We start from the raw sequence: 16,542 nt of genomic DNA, 5'->3' as shown, positions 1-16,542 counted from the left end.
GAAGTAAGCCTTCAATCTCTTCAAATTTTATAACATCGAAGTATTCGATTAAGTATTCAGGCAATAATAACTTGAGTAGGTCTTCTGTTTTCATCCTCTACAAAAATATCAATTTTTAATATTACTCCCCAACTTCTGAAACTGATCCACAAAAATGGCCGGAATTTCTTCCGACCATGACTATACTAAATCCGGTTTTTTTGTTATTTTTTTATTAATCCCAATTCGATTAATCTTTCATGTAAAAATTCTCCTGCAGTGGTATCTTCATACAATTTAGGATTGTTTTCATCTACGCAGTTTTCTAAAGCATTTAGCGACATTTCACTTACAGGATGCATAAAGAAAGGAATAGAGTATCTAGAAGTTCCCCACAATTCTCGTGGCGGATTTACCACTCTGTGAATGGTAGATTTCAGCTTGTTGTTGGTGTGTCTAGATAACATATCCCCAACATTAATCATTAATTCGTCTGGTTCTGCAATTGCATCAATCCATTCGCCTTTATGGTTTTGAACCTGAAGCCCTTTTCCTTGAGAACCCATTAAAAGAGTGATAAGGTTGATATCTCCATGAGCTGCAGCTCTTACTGCATCATCTGGTTCTTGGGTAATTGGCGGGTAATGAATAGGTCTTAGAATAGAGTTTCCTTCGGCAATTTTATCATCAAAATAAAACTCATCAAGACCAAGATATAAAGCTAAAGCTCTCAAAACATATTTTCCTGTCTTTTCAAGCATTTGGTAAGTTTCTTTACCTACTTCGTTGAATTTTGGAAGTTCATCAACCATAACATTGTCTGGATATTCGCTTTTGTATTTGGAATCATCCGAAACATACTGTCCGAAATGCCAAAATTCTTTCAAATCTCCTTTTTTAAAGCCTTTTGCCGTTTCTTTTCCGAAACCGACATAGCCTCTTTGTCCTCCAATTCCGGGGATCTCGTACTTTTGTTTTGTTTCTGTTGGGAGTTCGAAGAAGTTTTTAACTTCTCCATAAAGATTGTCTACGAGTTTTTCGTCTAGGAAATGTCCTTTTAAGGCAACAAAACCAATTTCTTCGTAAGCTTTTCCGATTTCATTTACAAATTTCTGTTTGCGTTCCGGGTTGTCCGAAAGGAAATCACGCAGGTCTACACTAGGTATTTTATCCATTTTATAGAAATTTTACGTGGGGCTAATTTACATTATTTTTGAATTAAATCATTTTAGAATTAAATATATAACCACAAAAGATTTCTTTTGTGGTTATGTTCATAGATAGGAAACTTAAATCCTATTTATTTAATCGAATTTTGTTTCAAATTTTTTATTTCATTTTTAAGTTTCCTTAAGCTGATTTCACTATACTTTTTTTTACCGAAGTATCCAAGAAAGAAAAGAGGTGCAATAAAAGCTATATCGGGAGCAACTTTTAAAAAAAATATAGTTAATAAAATAGCTCCAAGGAAATTGAAGAAACTACCGAGTATAAGTTTTTAACCCAAAAAAGGCAAATTAATTTGTGTGGGTAAGATCGTCAAGATATTTTCTTACATCAATCCATTGGTAATACGGATAACTTTTGGTATTAATCGGGATATTGACCTCGTTTTCATTCAGGAGAACCTTGACCAAAACGTCATTTTTTTTGTTTTTATAAAAAATCATCTGAAGGTTGGCAGCCATTGGAGCGGCCTGAAATGTATTCCAGACTTTATAGACCTCTTTTGGATTAACTTCCGCCTTGTCCAATCCGTCTACTTTCATAAAAGCTAATAATGGCGCAATATTGCCGTCGTGTCCGAACCTGAGCGACGCTCCGCTTTTGTTGTTACGGATATAATCATCAGCCTCTTCTAGAATATTTTTCACTAAAGGGATTGCGTTGTTTATCACCAATCCTTTTGTTAACGGAGAGGGACCATCCTTAATGTAGGTATTATAATTTGCCGATTGGTAGATATTAAATAATTCATCTTTTGTAAAAAGGTCGTAGAAAGATATATCTGTTTCCAAATTCTGCATATCGCTGGCAATCCAATACAATGACTCCATTACTTTTTCAGGATTTACATTTTGGAAAACGTAATTATCATTATTAAAGATATTTTTGGTAAATCTATCGGAATGCAACGCTTCTTTTTTAAGTTTTTTCTTTTCTTCCTGCCACGCGTTAACCTGATTTACTATATCTATTGATTCCTTAGTATGATGATTCAGATAGGCCATATATTTATCGGAAGATTCTATGCTGATGTTTAGTTTGGGATTATTAGCTGTCAGTTCATTGGTAAAATAAGCCATACTGATGATACATCTGGGAACAACAGTGGATTTTGCTGTCACAATAGCTTTATCTCCGAAAACTTCCGGGTTATTTCTGAACATCCGCTCAGAGATCTGTTTGTGTTGTCGAGCTCCTAATTCAGTAAGATCTCCATTGTGACCTTCTGCCATTTTCCAAATCGACTCCAGTCGCTGTAGCGCTGATTTTCCATTTTCTGTGAGGGCGTTGTGATCATTGACCTTTTTTAGAATGTCCATGACACCGGAAAAATCTTTGTCACTGATAAGCCATCTTGAGCCGTGTCTTCCATAATGGCTGATATAAAACGGCTGATAGCCAGCGGGAACGGCTGTCAATTTTTTTGTCGGAGTTGGGTAAGCATAATATCCGCCGCCGGTCTGATTTATATTGGATAGAATTTCTTCTTTTGTGGTTTGCCCTTGATACAAAAAAGTTGCTGCAAGGAATAGAATAAAAATTGATTTCTTCATTGTAAACTTAATTTTTTAGGTCTGCTAAAACGGTCTTATGATTAATTACGCAGAACTAACAAAATCGTCAACCTTAAAGAAGTTTTTTTATGAAAATCAATATGAAAAAAAACAGGTGTATGTTTGTTTTAAGAATATTCAATACTTTATTAACGTGCTTGGCTACAGCATTTTTAGAAATACTACTCTCCTTTGCAATTTCAGAATAACTAAGCCCATCAATTTTATGTTTAAGAAAAAATGACTTACTTTTTTCAGGAATTAATTTTAGTAATTTTTGTGCCTGCTCAGAATAGGATCGGAATTCATCCTCATCATATTTATCTTTCACAATGCTAAGGTGCGTTTCTTCTTTGAAATCTGAGAATGACAACTTATTTCGTCTGTAAAAATTGGCAACTTCCTGCTTTGCAGTTTTAAAAATAATGGCTTCCTTATTCTTATCCAGTTGATCCCTGTGCTTCCAAAGATGAACGAAAATATCCTGAACCACATCTTCAATATCGTCCTGTCCGTGAATATACTTTTTCACGAAGAAGAAAATCTGATGCTTGTATTCAGCATAAAATATTTTAAACTGAGAATGCACTTGGAGACTATATTTTGAGGTCTATATATAGACGAAGCTTTCAAATATATCAAAAATTAGCAGTCAGCAATAAAAAAAATAAATCTCAAAAATCAATAATTTAAAATAAAAACCCTTTGAATTTGTATTCCCGTTATTAGAAGTGGCGACATAAATTTCAAAAAAAATCAAATTCTATTCCGGAAAATTCACCCTAAATACAATTCCTCGCACGGACTCAAATCTGATTCTGTCATCGTGCAGAAAATACTTGCGCAATCTCGTCATAAAAACGTCTAAACTTCTCCCTAAAAAGTAATCATTTTCGCCCCAAAGTGCTTCCAAAATCTCTTTTCGACTAATGATTTTCTGATTGTTTTGCGACAGTAAAAACAACAGCTCCGATTCTTTCTCCGTCAACTGAATAATTCCATCCCTGAAAAACAATTGAAACTGCGACGGAATAAAAGCGTACTTCCCTATTTTTATGCTTGTTCTAAATTTCTATATTTCATATAATCTTAAAGTATTAGTTAATCTATTAGAAAACTTGCAACTGCTGCTGCTCCTGATGCAATTGCAGCACCTCTGGCTCCAGAAGCTGCACCCCAGCCAAGTGCGCCAATAATTGCCCCAGGAATTGCTCCCGTGCCACCAGACGAGAGAGCTCCTATTATAGCTCCCCTAATAGATCCTGTGAGAGCTCCTCTTCCAAATTCTCTTATGAAACCAACAATATCAGCTTTTGCAACAAAGCTCCAATTAATATCATATGTCTCAACTGAAACTTCAGGATTATTTCCAATTTGAACATCTATTAAGTCTCTCCATCTATCAGAAAGGGATGTATTCCAGTATGCTACTGAATTTCTTGCTACACTATTAGTAAGTAATAAAAATGTTTTGTCTTCATCAATTAAATTAGTATCCCTACTAATGTTAGAATCCAAACTTCTTATTAAGTTTACCTTTTCTTCGAATGGTAAAGATGAATTCAAAACCTCATCTAAAGAAGAAAGGTAAGACTCTATCTGAGGATAAGCTATACCATTTTTTAACCTGAATGAAGCTACTAAAGATAAATTTGGATTGTTCTTATTTTCTTCATAAATATATTTATAAGATTTATCTTTTACATCATTTCTAAATTGTGATGTAGGCTCATAGATATAATCAAAGTAGTGATTTGTATGAATTTCAATGTTGTTATAGGCTAAATTTTCTTTAGCATCAATTTGGGGTAGGGCATAGTCTAATGCATTATTATGCTCTTTCCCAAAAAAATCAAAATTTTCAGTATTAAAAATTTCGTGATCTTCATAAATTTGACCATCTCTTGATTGTAAATTCAGGGTCTCAATATTTTGAATTGATTCATCCGAATGTAGATCATTATTACATGATAAAAATAATAAAAATGTGATAAGTAAAATAAGGTTGTGTAAAATTGAATTTTTTTCATATTTAAAACTTTAAAGTTAATTTGTTAATTAATTTTTTAGATTATAAATTTCATTTACTGGTGTTATTAATTCTTACTCTTATGATTTTCAGAATACACTCATAATGTTCTCAACTAAATTTTATTTGATGTCATATTTAGTATTCGACATTGGGGTGTCACCCCTTTTGTAACAACTCTAGATATTTTTTTCAATCATGCAACTTTATTATCACAATAATACAAAAACAAATCAAAATAAAAAATACTTTTTGATAGTTTTACTTTATGGTCTAAGATTATTGTAATTGATTTGACATGTGAAATCATCATACATTTGTTTAACTATTTTAAAGTTATAAATTTGTAAACTAATTTTGCCTTATGAAAAAATATTCTTCCAAGAGAAGTATTCAGGTGCTTGCCAATCTTCTTCAGCAGTATAATATTCTAGACGTTGTTATTTCCCCGGGATCCAGAAATGCTCCTTTGGCAATTCATTTTTCTGAAATGGATGATTTTAACTGTTACAGTATTGTAGATGAGAGAAGTGCAGCTTTTGTAGCTCTTGGGATGGCGATGAGTGAAAAAAAACCAGTAGCAATTACTTGTACAAGCGGTTCTGCGGCAGCAAATTATTATCCTGCAATTACGGAAGCTTTTTATTCTAACATTCCTTTGCTTGTTTTAACGGCAGACAGACCAACAGATTATGTTGATTTGTTTGATGGGCAGACTATTCGCCAAAATCATCTTTTTCAGCAGCATTCTTATGGGGATTTTCAGCTTTTGGAAGATTCTAAAGACAATGCGGAAGATATTAATTCAGAAATTATAAAAAAAGCGATAGAACTGTGCTTCGAAAAGAAAGGTCCGGTTCATATTAATATTCCTTTAGAAGAACCTTTGTATGAATTGGTTTCGGAACTTCCTACTTTTCCTGTGGTAGAAAAAACGATTAAACAGAAAGAATACGAAGTTCCTTCCAGCCTTATTGCAGAATGGAATACTTCGCAGCGCATCATGATTTTAGTGGGAACAAAAGATTACAGTCCGGAACTGGAAAATTTGTTAACTCAATTAGTAAAAAACCATTCGGTGGTGGTTTTGTCGGAAGCCAATTCTAATCTTTATCATGAGAAATTCTTCAGACATATAGACCGTTATATCTTTGGCTTTACAGAACAGGATTTTAAGACTTATGCTCCGGATTTGTTGATTACAGTAGGACAAAATGTAGTTTCGAAAAAAGTTAAACAGTTTTTGAGAGCTGCAAAACCTAAACAGCATTGGCATTTGGACGAAATTTGGCAACCGGATACCTATTTCTGTTTAACCCATAAAATTGAAGTAAAACCTGAACTTTTCTTTTCGAAACTGTTAAATTTTATTACGCTCGAACCTCGTCCTTATTACAATCTCTGGGATGTTTTAAGAGATAAAAAAGATAAAAAACATCAGGATTTTCTTAATTTAATAGAGTTTTCGGATTTTTACTTTTTCTCGAGAGTTTCGGAGAGTGTTCCTGAAAATTATAATATTCATTTCAGTAACAGTTCAGCGATTCGTTATGCTCAGCTGTTCGATTTCGGGAAAAGGAAAATTTATTGCAACAGAGGTACAAGTGGGATAGATGGCTCTACTTCTACCGCAATGGGTTTTGCTATTAAAAACCAGAATCCTACTTTATTGGTTACCGGAGATTTGAGTTTCTTTTATGATATTAACGGGCTTTGGAACCAATATATTCCGCCATTTACAAGAATTATCATATTTAATAACGGGGAAGGAAATATTTTTAAAATTATTCCTGGACCAGGAAATGCCAATTCTAATACGGTTGACGAATTTATATCGACAAAACATCATAAAAATGCCGAATTTTTAGCGAAACATTTTGGGTTTTCTTATGTGAGAGTGGAGGATGACGGTACATTAGATCGTGTTTTGGCTAACTTTTTTAAACCCGATACCAAGCCTAAAATATTAGAGGTAAATACACAGGGGAAAACCAATGCAGATACGCAGAAAGCTTATTTTAATTTCCTGAAAGAGATTTAGTTTTACAGCTGATTCAATTCTAAAAGAGGGTCAATATATTCTCTGTCGTTGCTGAGTCTGGGAACCTTGTTTTGTCCGCCCAGTTTTCCTTTAGATTCTAGCCAGGAATAGAATAAATTGGGTTTTGCTACGTGTACAACCGGTTTTCTAAGGGTAATATTATTGTATCTTTTAGCTTCGTAATCGGAATTGATCGATTTTAAATGGCGATCGAAAATATCGGTAAAATGTTCAAGATTTTCCGGTGCTTTGCTGAATTCGAAAATCCATTCGTGAGCACCGCTTTCATTTTCTTTCATAAAAATAGGAGCTCCTGTAAAATCGGTTACCGAAGAATCTGTTTCTTTACATGCTTTTGTAAGTGCAGATTCCACATTGGTAATCATGAGTTCCTCCCCAAAAGCATTAATATAATGCTTGGTTCTGCCTGTAATTTTTATTCTGAAAGGATCTAAAGACGTGAAAATTACCGTATCTCCAATTAAATATCGCCAAAGTCCGCCATTGGTGGTAATCACCATTGCGTAGTTTTTCCCTATTTCAACATCTTCAAGAGAAACAACTTTTGGATTGGAATGACTGAACTGATCCATCGGAATAAACTCATAGAAAATTCCATAATCAAGCATCAGAAGCATTTCGTCACTGTTCGATCGGTCCTGAATTCCAAAAAAGCCTTCTGAGGCATTATAAATTTCGTAATAATTAATATTTTTCCCGATAATCGGTTTGTACTGTTCTTTGTATGGTTTAAAGCTAATTCCACCATGAAAAAATACTTCAAGATTGGGCCAGAGTTCAGATACACTGTTAACGCTGGTTTCCTTTAAAACTCTTTGTAAAAGTACCATCATCCAACTGGGAACACCTAAAATACTTCCAACATCTTCATTTTTAACTTCCGCAACAATCGCTTTCAGTTTGCTTTCCCATTCTCCCATTAAAGAAACTTTTTTACTCGGAGTGGTGGTAATTTCTACCCAAAACGGAAGATTGTCTATTAAGATTGCAGAGAGATCTCCAAATTTTGTATTGAAATCTGCATATAATTCTGAACTTCCGCCTAAACGTAAATTTTTATTGGTAAAAAGCTGATTTTCTGGATGGTTGTTTGCGTAGATGGAAACCATGTCTTTTCCTGCTTTCAGATGACAGTATTCCAGACTTTCGGAAGAAATGGGGATGTATTTGCTTTTTGCATTGGTAGTTCCGGAAGATTTTGCAAAATGCTTAATATATCCGGGCCAGCTTATATCTTTTTGTCCCTGTCTTGCTTTTTCAATATAAGGCTCAATATCTTCATAGCATACTACCGGAATTTTATTCTTAAAATCCTGATAGCTGGAAATGGAATTAAAGCCATATTTCTTCCCATACTCCGTATCTTCTGCATGAAATAACTGAGAAAAAAGTATTCCTTTTTGGGTTTCCACGGGATACTTCATGAAATTCTGAATCTGATCTATCCTCTGACGAATAAACCAGTTAACCACGGTGTTAAAAAGTGCTTTGGTTGCCATTACGACAAATATAATAATAATTGAATTTCCCTACGCACGATTTCAACAAAAAACCGCTACAAAATTTGTAACGGTTTTATTTTTAGAGGTTTGATGGATTTTAGCAGTATTCGTCATACGCTGCCTGAAGATTGGCTGCGATTGCTCCTGCAGGATTTCCTTCAATGTGATGTCTTTCTAACATGTGAACCAATTCTCCGTCTTTGAAAAGCGCTACACATGGTGAGCTTGGAGGGAATGGTGCTAAATGTTTTCTGGCTTCTGCTACAGCATCGGTATCATAACCAGCGAAAACAGTTGTTAAATGATCAGGTTTTTTATCTCCTGTTAAAGAATATACAACTCCAGGTCTTGCTGCTCCTGCTGCACAACCACATACAGAGTTAATTACTAAAAGAGTTGTTCCAGATTTTTTTAAAGCCTCTTCTACCTGTGATGGTGTTGCCAAATCTTCAAAACCTTTATCTGTAAGTTCAGCCTTCATCGGCATTACTAAGTCTGTTGGATACATTTTTTATGAATTTATTTATTGCAAATTTACAAATTTTAGATGGTATATATTAATTTATAATAACTATCGGCACTGTTAGTAAAAATAATAAACGTGATAAATTCAGAAGGAATATTAATGTTATGGATACTTTCTTTTCATTTTTTCCCAATAAAAAACCCGAAAAAAATTCGGGTTTATAATATTCTTGAAAATTTATTTCTTTGGCAATCCTCTTTTTAAGGCATAATTGGCTCTTTCTACTGCTTTTTTCTCTTTCCAGTCCATGTATTTCTTTTTAAATCTTGCCTTCATGAAGTTATCAAGATTTCTCTGTATAGTAAGATTGTACAAAGATTTTGCTTTTACCGCCCAAGATTTATCCCAAGCTCTGAGTGAAATAGAAAAACTTCCGTCTAAATATTTCATCCAATGCCACCATCCTGTAGGCATAAATAGAGTATCACCATGCTCCAAGAAGCATTCTATGCCTTCAATTCCGTCTAAGGCAGGGAATTTTTTAAAATCAGGATTAGAAATATCAAAATCTTCCAATGCATACGTAGCGTACGGTAATTTGTAGAGTCTTTCTTTCCACTTATAGTCGAAAAGCAATATATGTTTTCTTCCGTTGAAATGAGTATGGAATATGTGTGCTAAATCTATATCGTAGTGCAGAAAAGTTACCGATCCTTTTCCTCCGAAGAACATAGACGGATATTTATCCAAAAATCCTCCCATAAGTTCTTTTGGAGAAATATAATCGTCTAAAAGTTTATTGGCTTTTTTAATAGGATCGAAGAAGAAAATTCTCAAATCGGTAGGCTCTCTTTGGATGAGGTCTATGTAATCTGCAAATTTCATTTCTGTAGTAGGAGCATTAATAGGAGCTGCTGGATCTGCTTTGGAGCTGTCATATAAAGGAACAGTAACATCTCCTACAACTTCTTTCATGTACTCCATGGTCCACTTTTGGTAAGCCGGCCATTTTCTTGCCATATTTTTTATGACTACCGGTTTTCTCGGTTTTAGATATTTTTCAAAAAAATCTTCTTTCGAAATATCATCTACTATGTCAATAGGTTTTAAAATAACCCCCATTTCTTTTCAATTTTTTATGTTACAAAATTATTAAATAAATATTTACCGTTATTCGTTTAATATTTTTTTAATCTATGAAGATTATCATTATTTGAAATAAATAAAATTTAAAAATTTTATGTAATAACGGCAGGCAAAGTATTTTTTTATAAATCTTGGTGTAAAATATTTAAAAAATCTTTTTTTGAAATCATTTTTGCACCTAAACTTTCCAAATGTTCAGTGTGAGACTGGCAATCGATTAAGCTGAAATCGTTAATATGATTTTGAACAAAATGAATGAACCCAGCTTTTGAAGCGTTGCTCACTTTTGAAAACATGCTTTCTCCACAAAAAACATTTCTTACCTGCAAACCGTAGAGTCCGCCCACAAGTTGGTCTTCCAGCCATACTTCTACACTTTTTGCCAAACCGTAATGGTGAAGCTTAATGAATGCGTTCATTAAATCTTGAGAAAGCCATGTTCCGTCCTGTCCTTTTCTTCCAATGGTACCGCAATTATAAATAACCTCCTCAAAATTTTGATTTTCAGTAATTGTGAATGTTTTTCTGTCTAAAATTTTCTGCATAGATTTAGAAACTTTCAGCTCTTTTGGAAATAAAACAAATCTTGGATCTGGGCACCACCAAAGTATTTCTTCACCAGGATTAAACCAGGGGAAAATACCATGTTGATAAGCAAACCAAATTCTTTCTACCGACAAATCTCCTCCGAAAGCTATAATGCCTTCATGCCCGTCATACTGAAGCGGGTCTGGAAATGAAATTTCGTTTTTGTCTAATTTTACCATGGTAAAAAAAATCCTACTTTTCTGAAAAAGCAGGATTGTTATCTGATGTTTAAATATTAATTAGAAAGGCAAATCGTCATCGTCGTCATTTGCAAATGGGTTTTCGTTAGAAACCGGTGCTGCAGAATGAGATGGTGCTGCCTGTGTAGGTTCGGCTGCGTTATCAAAAACTTTTTCAACTCTCCATCCTGTAATAGAATTAAAATATTTTGTTTCTCCTTGAGGAGATACCCATTCTCTACCTCTAATGTTAATTCCTACTTTTACATTTTCGCCTTCTTTTAAAGAATCCAACAAATTTATTTTATCCTGTAAAAATTCAATGTTAATTGGTTGTGGGTACTGTTCTTGTGTAAGAATAACCATTTCTTTTTTCTGAAACCCACTTGCAAATGTTTGAGTTTCAGATATTTTCTTTATCGTTCCTTGTAATTCCATATCGTAAATATTAACTCCGTAAAAGTAATAAAATGAAATTTAAAAATTATGATTTAGAACAAATTTTAGAAAAATTTATTTTTTTTTGAAATAATTCTTGCAAATACAAATAATTGCCCTATATTTGCACTCACAAAAACGAAGGAAGTTCTTTAAAATATTTCAGTAACAATGCGGATGTGGTGTAATTGGTAGCCACGCCAGACTTAGGATCTGGTGCCGTGAGGCGTGGGGGTTCGAGTCCCTTCATCCGCACACGTTTGCGAAAATAGCTCAGCTGGTAGAGCACAACCTTGCCAAGGTTGGGGTCGCGGGTTCGAATCCCGTTTTTCGCTCCACTCCATGCCCTGGTGGTGGAATTGGTAGACACGCAGGACTTAAAATCCTGTGTCCGCAAGGACGTACGGGTTCAAGTCCCGTCTGGGGTACATTAAAAGCCTGATAATCTAATGATTGTCAGGTTTTTTTGTTTTAATGATTGTTTTTCCAAATTGAAAAATGGGACCATAAAAACTGTAAAATGCAGCACACTTTTTGTTTATGCTAATTGTCCGAAGAAACGAATGATGCTTAACCATTACTTTAAATACTCTGTTTTAATTTTAATCCTCACATTTACAGGATTTTTACATGCACAAAATACATTGTCTGGCAGAATTGTTGACGAAAGAACCAACAAGGAAATTTCAGGAGTTGAAATTTTCATTAATGATAATCCTACATCATTTCTTACCACTACAACGGGCAATTTTTTAATAAAATCAGATTCTACAATTTATAAACTGCGTTTTTTTAAGAAAAATTTTGCTTTGCAAACCACCAATATAACTTCTGCGAATACAAATAATCTTCTTATTAAACTGTCACAGGAAAAAGTAAGTAATATTGATGAAGTTGTTATTAACAATAAAAAAACAAAATTCAAAAATAAAAAGGAGAATCCCGCATACAGAATTATGCAGGAAGTTTGGAAACGAAAACGCAACAATGGTTTAGAAAAATTCGATTCTTATACTTTTAAAGAATACGAGAAAATTCAGTTTGATGCCAATAATTTGGACAGCACTTTTATGAAGCGGAAAGTTTTTAATAAACTTGATTTTATTTTTGATTATGCAGATTCTACCGCTAATGGAAAAATGGCTTTGCCAATATTTCTGAACGAATCTATTTATGAAAATTTTGGCGAAAACAGACCGTATAAACGAAATAAAAAATTGCTTGTTGCTCAGAAAACATCCGGTTTTCAGGACAATCAGGTAATTAGTATTACGGCGAAAAATCTTTATAGAGACATCAATATTTACGATAATACGTTGAATTATTTTGATATTGGCTTTCCGAGTCCGGTAGGAACAGATGGTTTTAGTACATACGATTACAATTTAATAGACACCGTTTCTGTAAGGGGAGAAAATGCGTATAAAATTCATTATCAGCCAAGAAGAACAGATGTATTGGCATTTCAGGGGTATTTGTATATTGATACAGATTCTTATGCAATTTTAGAAGCTACTTTAAAATCGACCAATAAAATCAATGTAAATTTCATTAATGCTATTTCTACCGAATTGGAATATGATAATCCTGATGAAAGAACTTTTCTTCCAAAAAAATTGGTTACAGAAATAGAAATGACTCCTTTTTCTAAGAAGAAGTCTGCAAAAAGCATTTTGGCAAAAAGATCTGTAGATTACTACGAATACAATTTTAATAAACCTTTGGCAGATTCTGTATTCACTAGAAAAAAAGTGGAATATGATGCCGATTTTGTAGATAAAGACGAAGCTTATTGGAGCCAGGCAAGACCAGATTCTTTGTCTAAAGAGGAAAAAGGAGTGTACGAAATGCTGAATAAATTACAGGAGACTCCAAAGTTCAACAGAATTGTAAAAGTCTATGAAACATTAGCATCAAGATATTATAATGTGACGAAAGGAATAGATTTGGGACCTATAACATCTATTTATGGTAAAAATGAAGTGGAGGGCGACAGAATTAGATTGGGTGCTAGAACTTATTTCGGACAAAATGATCCTTGGAGAATTGAATTTTATAATGCTTACGGATTTAAGGATAAACAGTTTAAATATGGAGTTGAAGGAAGATACATGTTCAATAGGGTTAATCGTTTTATGATTGGAGCGGGTACCAAAAGAGATATTACTCAGCTTGGTGTTCAGCTTACCACAGAAGATGGTATATTATCCCGTTCATTTGCATCATCAACGGTTTTTGCCAGAGGAGAAAATGCGTCTTTAAGTTCCATTAATCAGACCAGTTTTTTTACGTCTATCGAGCCATGGAAAAATTTTCAATTGAGAATAGATGGAACTCTTCAAAGTATAAAGTCTGCCAATCCTTCTGGGTTCAATTTGATGTATTATCAAGATGGAAATCTCAGAAAAACAACCAATGATTCCAGAGTTACATTAAGTTTAATTGCAAGACCGGGTGCGAGATTTTCCCAAACAGGGGTAGATCGTTATGAACATGGTACTTTAGCACCAACCATTGTGTTAAAATATACGCGCGGAATAGAAGGATTATTTAATGCGGATTTTAACTATAATAAACTGCAGTTTATGTTTTATAAGCCCATTATTTTGGGCAATTTAGGAAAAACGTTCTTGAACTTTGAAGCTGGAAAAACATTCGATACTGTTCCGTTAGCATTGCAGAATGTTATTCCGGGGAACCAATCTTACGGAATTGTACCTAATACATTCGCACAGTTAAATTACTACGAATTTGTTGCCGATACCTACACTACACTGCATGTTGAGCATCATTTCAATGGGAAAATTCTTTCTTATCTTCCGTTGATTAAAAAACTGAAATTGAGAGAAGTGGCTTTTATTCGTGCTGCTTACGGATCGTTAAGCGATGCCTCGAAGAATATTAATGTTGAAGGTTTCAGATATTCTGCTCCCGATCAACAGATTTATTATGAATATGGATTCGGAATCGAAAATATAGGATTTGGAAATATCAGAATTTTGAGAGTAGATTTCAACTGGAGAGGGAATTATCTCAACAGACCCGATGTTTCTAAATTTGGTATTAAAGCAGGTTTTCAATTTAATTTTTAGGTAAATTACTTCAAATACAAAACAAAATTGTTTGGTAGAATTTGTTGGTTGTTTTAATTGTTTTTTTTTGAGTTGATGAATTTTATGAATTGCTGATAATCAGCATGCTGTATTTTTTCAAAATTGTTTATTTTTAAGGTCTTAAATAAAAGTAAATGAGAAGGGAAATCAAAAATAAAGTTCCTCACTTTAATATACCTGAAAGTCAGCAGAAAATCTACTCGTTTGAAAAAGACGGATTAGAATTAAAATCTAAATACATTACCGAAGATGTAAAAGATAATGCCATTGCTGATAGTTCTCCGGGGATTGCACCTTTCCTTCGAGGTCCTTATTCCACAATGTATGTTCAAAAACCTTGGACGATACGTCAGTACGCAGGTTTTTCCACAGCAGAAGAATCTAACGCTTTTTACAGAAGAAACTTAGCGGCGGGACAAAAAGGTCTTTCTGTAGCATTTGATTTGGCTACGCACAGAGGTTACGATTCAGATCACCCAAGAGTGGTGGGAGATGTTGGGAAAGCCGGTGTTGCTATAGATTCTGTGGAGGACATGAAAATTCTTTTCGACCAGATTCCTTTGGATGAAATTTCGGTTTCGATGACGATGAACGGTGCTGTGTTGCCGATTTTATCTTTTTATATTGTAGCTGCAGAAGAGCAGGGAGTTTCTCCGGATAAGCTGTCCGGAACAATTCAGAATGATATTTTGAAGGAATTTATGGTGAGAAATACCTACATCTATCCACCCACGCCATCAATGAAAATCATTGCTGATATTTTTGAATATACTTCTAAAAATATTCCGAAATTCAATTCAATATCAATTTCGGGTTATCACATGCAGGAAGCGGGAGCTACACCTGTTCTCGAAATGGCTTACACATTAGCGGACGGTTTAGAATATGTAAGAACCGGTATTAAAGCAGGAATGAATGTTGATGATTTTGCCCCAAGATTATCTTTTTTCTGGGCAATCGGGATGAATCATTTTATGGAAATTGCCAAAATGCGTGCAGCACGTTATATCTGGGCGAATCTTCTTACCCAGTTTAATCCTCAAAACCAAAAATCTTTAGCGTTAAGAACTCACTCACAAACTTCCGGATGGTCTTTAACCGAGCAAGAACCTTTCAATAATATTACTAGAACAGCAATAGAAGCATTATCTTCAGCTTTAGGCGGAACGCAGTCTTTGCATACCAACGCATTGGATGAGGCAATTGCTCTTCCAACAGATTATTCGGCGAAAATTGCAAGAAATACGCAAATTATTCTTCAGCAAGAATCTGGAATCTGCGATGTTGTAGATCCTATGGGCGGTAGTTATTTGGTGGAATCTCTCACGCAGCAAATGATTGATGAAGCAATGAAATACATTGATGAGGTAGAAAAAGAAGGGGGTATGACTAAAGCCATCGAAGCCGGAATTCCGAAAATGAGAATTGAAGAAGCTGCAGCGAGAAAACAGGCGAAAATAGACAGTGGTGAAGAGTTTATTATTGGAGTAAATTCTTTTAAATCCACATTAAAACAGACGCCTATTGAAATTTTAGACATCGACAATACTGAGGTTAGAAGAAAACAAATCGAAAGATTATTAAAAATTAAAAACGAAAGAGATTCTTCAAAAGTTGAGGAAATTCTCAATACAATTCGTGAAACCGCAAAATCCGGAAAAGGCAATCTTTTGGAACTTTGTATTGAAGCCGCCAGAAGAAGAGTAACACTAGGGGAAATGAGCGATGCCATGGAAGAAAGTTTCGGACGTTATAAAGCGAATATCAGAACAATATCAGGAGTTTATGCGATGAATGCAGGTAAAAACGAATATTTTGGTAAAGCCTTAGAGCTCACTCAGAAATTTGAGGAAGAAGAGGGAAGAAGACCAAGAATTATGGTTGCTAAAATGGGGCAGGACGGTCATGATCGGGGAGCCAAAGTGGTGGCTACAGCATTTGCAGATATGGGCTTTGATGTGGATGTTGCTCCGCTATTTCAGACGCCTGAAGAAGTGGCAAAACAGGCGGTGGAAAATGACATTCATATTTTGGGAGTTTCTTCGTTGGCGGCAGGACATAAAACATTGGTACCTCAGGTTGTAGAAGAACTGAAAAAACTGGGAGCTGATGATATTACTATCGTTGTAGGTGGAGTTATTCCGCAACAGGATTATGATTATTTATTCGCTAACGGTGCAGATTTTATCTTCGGACCGGGAACCAATCTTCCTAAATGTGCTGTTGATATTTTGGAGCGTTTCTTAGATTAAAATACGAT

General features: G+C 34.5%; 13 protein-coding genes and 3 tRNA genes. 6 read left to right on the top strand and 10 right to left on the bottom strand.

The genetic code is table 11. The features are described 5' to 3' along the window. Positions 1-203: 203 nt before the first annotated feature. From IV513_RS00605 to IV513_RS00585, 5 genes are all read right to left on the bottom strand, one after another. Entirely contained in the window at positions 204-1,154 is a 951-nt protein-coding gene (locus tag IV513_RS00605) for an isopenicillin N synthase family oxygenase (RefSeq protein WP_209388572.1), read from the bottom strand. Positions 1,155-1,496: 342 nt separating this feature from the next. Then, positions 1,497-2,759: a histidine-type phosphatase gene (locus IV513_RS00600; RefSeq protein ID WP_209388571.1), complete on the bottom strand. Its 1,263-nt coding sequence runs from the start codon at positions 2,757-2,759 to the stop codon at positions 1,497-1,499. A gap of 73 nt (positions 2,760-2,832) precedes the next feature. Further along, the gene (locus tag IV513_RS00595) at positions 2,833-3,348 is read right to left on the bottom strand and encodes an RNA polymerase sigma factor (protein ID WP_209388570.1); all 516 of its coding nucleotides are present in this window, start codon (positions 3,346-3,348) and stop codon (positions 2,833-2,835) included. Positions 3,349-3,522: 174 nt separating this feature from the next. Beyond that, positions 3,523-3,747, bottom strand: coding sequence for a winged helix-turn-helix domain-containing protein (locus tag IV513_RS00590; RefSeq protein WP_262897301.1), 225 nt, complete (start codon positions 3,745-3,747; stop codon positions 3,523-3,525). A 113-nt stretch (positions 3,748-3,860) separates the two neighbouring features. After that, positions 3,861-4,325 carry a glycine zipper family protein gene (locus IV513_RS00585; protein WP_209388569.1) on the bottom strand — a complete coding sequence of 155 codons (465 nt, stop codon included), beginning with the start codon at positions 4,323-4,325 and terminating at the stop codon, positions 3,861-3,863. Between the two features lie 827 nt (positions 4,326-5,152). Here IV513_RS00585 and menD point away from each other — a divergent pair. Next, positions 5,153-6,829 (top strand): 2-succinyl-5-enolpyruvyl-6-hydroxy-3-cyclohexene-1-carboxylic-acid synthase, encoded by a 1,677-nt coding sequence (gene menD, locus IV513_RS00580; protein ID WP_209388568.1) that lies wholly within the window; start codon positions 5,153-5,155, stop codon positions 6,827-6,829. Between the two features lie 2 nt (positions 6,830-6,831). On the opposite strand, the gene IV513_RS00575 is transcribed toward menD, so the two are convergent. From IV513_RS00575 to IV513_RS00555, 5 genes are all read right to left on the bottom strand, one after another. After that, complete coding sequence (locus tag IV513_RS00575; protein WP_209388567.1) at positions 6,832-8,349, bottom strand: GH3 auxin-responsive promoter family protein; 1,518 nt, start codon at positions 8,347-8,349, stop codon at positions 6,832-6,834. Between the two features lie 100 nt (positions 8,350-8,449). Continuing rightward, positions 8,450-8,860, bottom strand: coding sequence for a BrxA/BrxB family bacilliredoxin (locus tag IV513_RS00570; protein WP_209388566.1), 411 nt, complete (start codon positions 8,858-8,860; stop codon positions 8,450-8,452). Positions 8,861-9,055: 195 nt separating this feature from the next. Then, a complete protein-coding gene (locus IV513_RS00565; RefSeq protein ID WP_209388565.1) occupies positions 9,056-9,940 on the bottom strand; it encodes a cupin-like domain-containing protein in 885 nt (294 codons plus the stop codon). Positions 9,941-10,086: 146 nt separating this feature from the next. Next, positions 10,087-10,731 carry a leucyl/phenylalanyl-tRNA--protein transferase gene (aat, locus tag IV513_RS00560; RefSeq protein WP_209388564.1) on the bottom strand — a complete coding sequence of 215 codons (645 nt, stop codon included), beginning with the start codon at positions 10,729-10,731 and terminating at the stop codon, positions 10,087-10,089. Between the two features lie 60 nt (positions 10,732-10,791). Next, the gene (locus IV513_RS00555) at positions 10,792-11,169 is read right to left on the bottom strand and encodes a DUF3127 domain-containing protein (RefSeq protein WP_209388563.1); all 378 of its coding nucleotides are present in this window, start codon (positions 11,167-11,169) and stop codon (positions 10,792-10,794) included. A gap of 173 nt (positions 11,170-11,342) precedes the next feature. On the opposite strand from IV513_RS00555, the gene IV513_RS00550 reads away from it, so the two are divergent. The 5 genes from IV513_RS00550 (at position 11,343) to scpA (ending at position 16,534) form a co-directional block, all read left to right on the top strand. Continuing rightward, positions 11,343-11,424: transfer RNA gene (locus IV513_RS00550), tRNA-Leu, on the top strand. A gap of 7 nt (positions 11,425-11,431) precedes the next feature. Next, positions 11,432-11,507, top strand: a tRNA-Gly gene (locus IV513_RS00545). A gap of 6 nt (positions 11,508-11,513) precedes the next feature. Beyond that, positions 11,514-11,597, top strand: a tRNA-Leu gene (locus IV513_RS00540). Positions 11,598-11,732: 135 nt separating this feature from the next. Beyond that, entirely contained in the window at positions 11,733-14,261 is a 2,529-nt protein-coding gene (locus IV513_RS00535; protein ID WP_245168816.1) for a DUF5686 family protein, read from the top strand. Between the two features lie 155 nt (positions 14,262-14,416). After that, positions 14,417-16,534, top strand: a complete 2,118-nt coding sequence (scpA, locus tag IV513_RS00530) for a methylmalonyl-CoA mutase (RefSeq protein ID WP_209388562.1) — start codon at positions 14,417-14,419, stop codon at positions 16,532-16,534. Positions 16,535-16,542: the final 8 nt, after the last annotated feature.

It is taken from the genome of Chryseobacterium sp. RR2-3-20 (assembly GCF_017808115.1).
GTDB lineage: Bacteria > Bacteroidota > Bacteroidia > Flavobacteriales > Weeksellaceae > Chryseobacterium > Chryseobacterium oryzae.
This window is presented reverse-complemented; position numbering and strand designations above follow the sequence as displayed.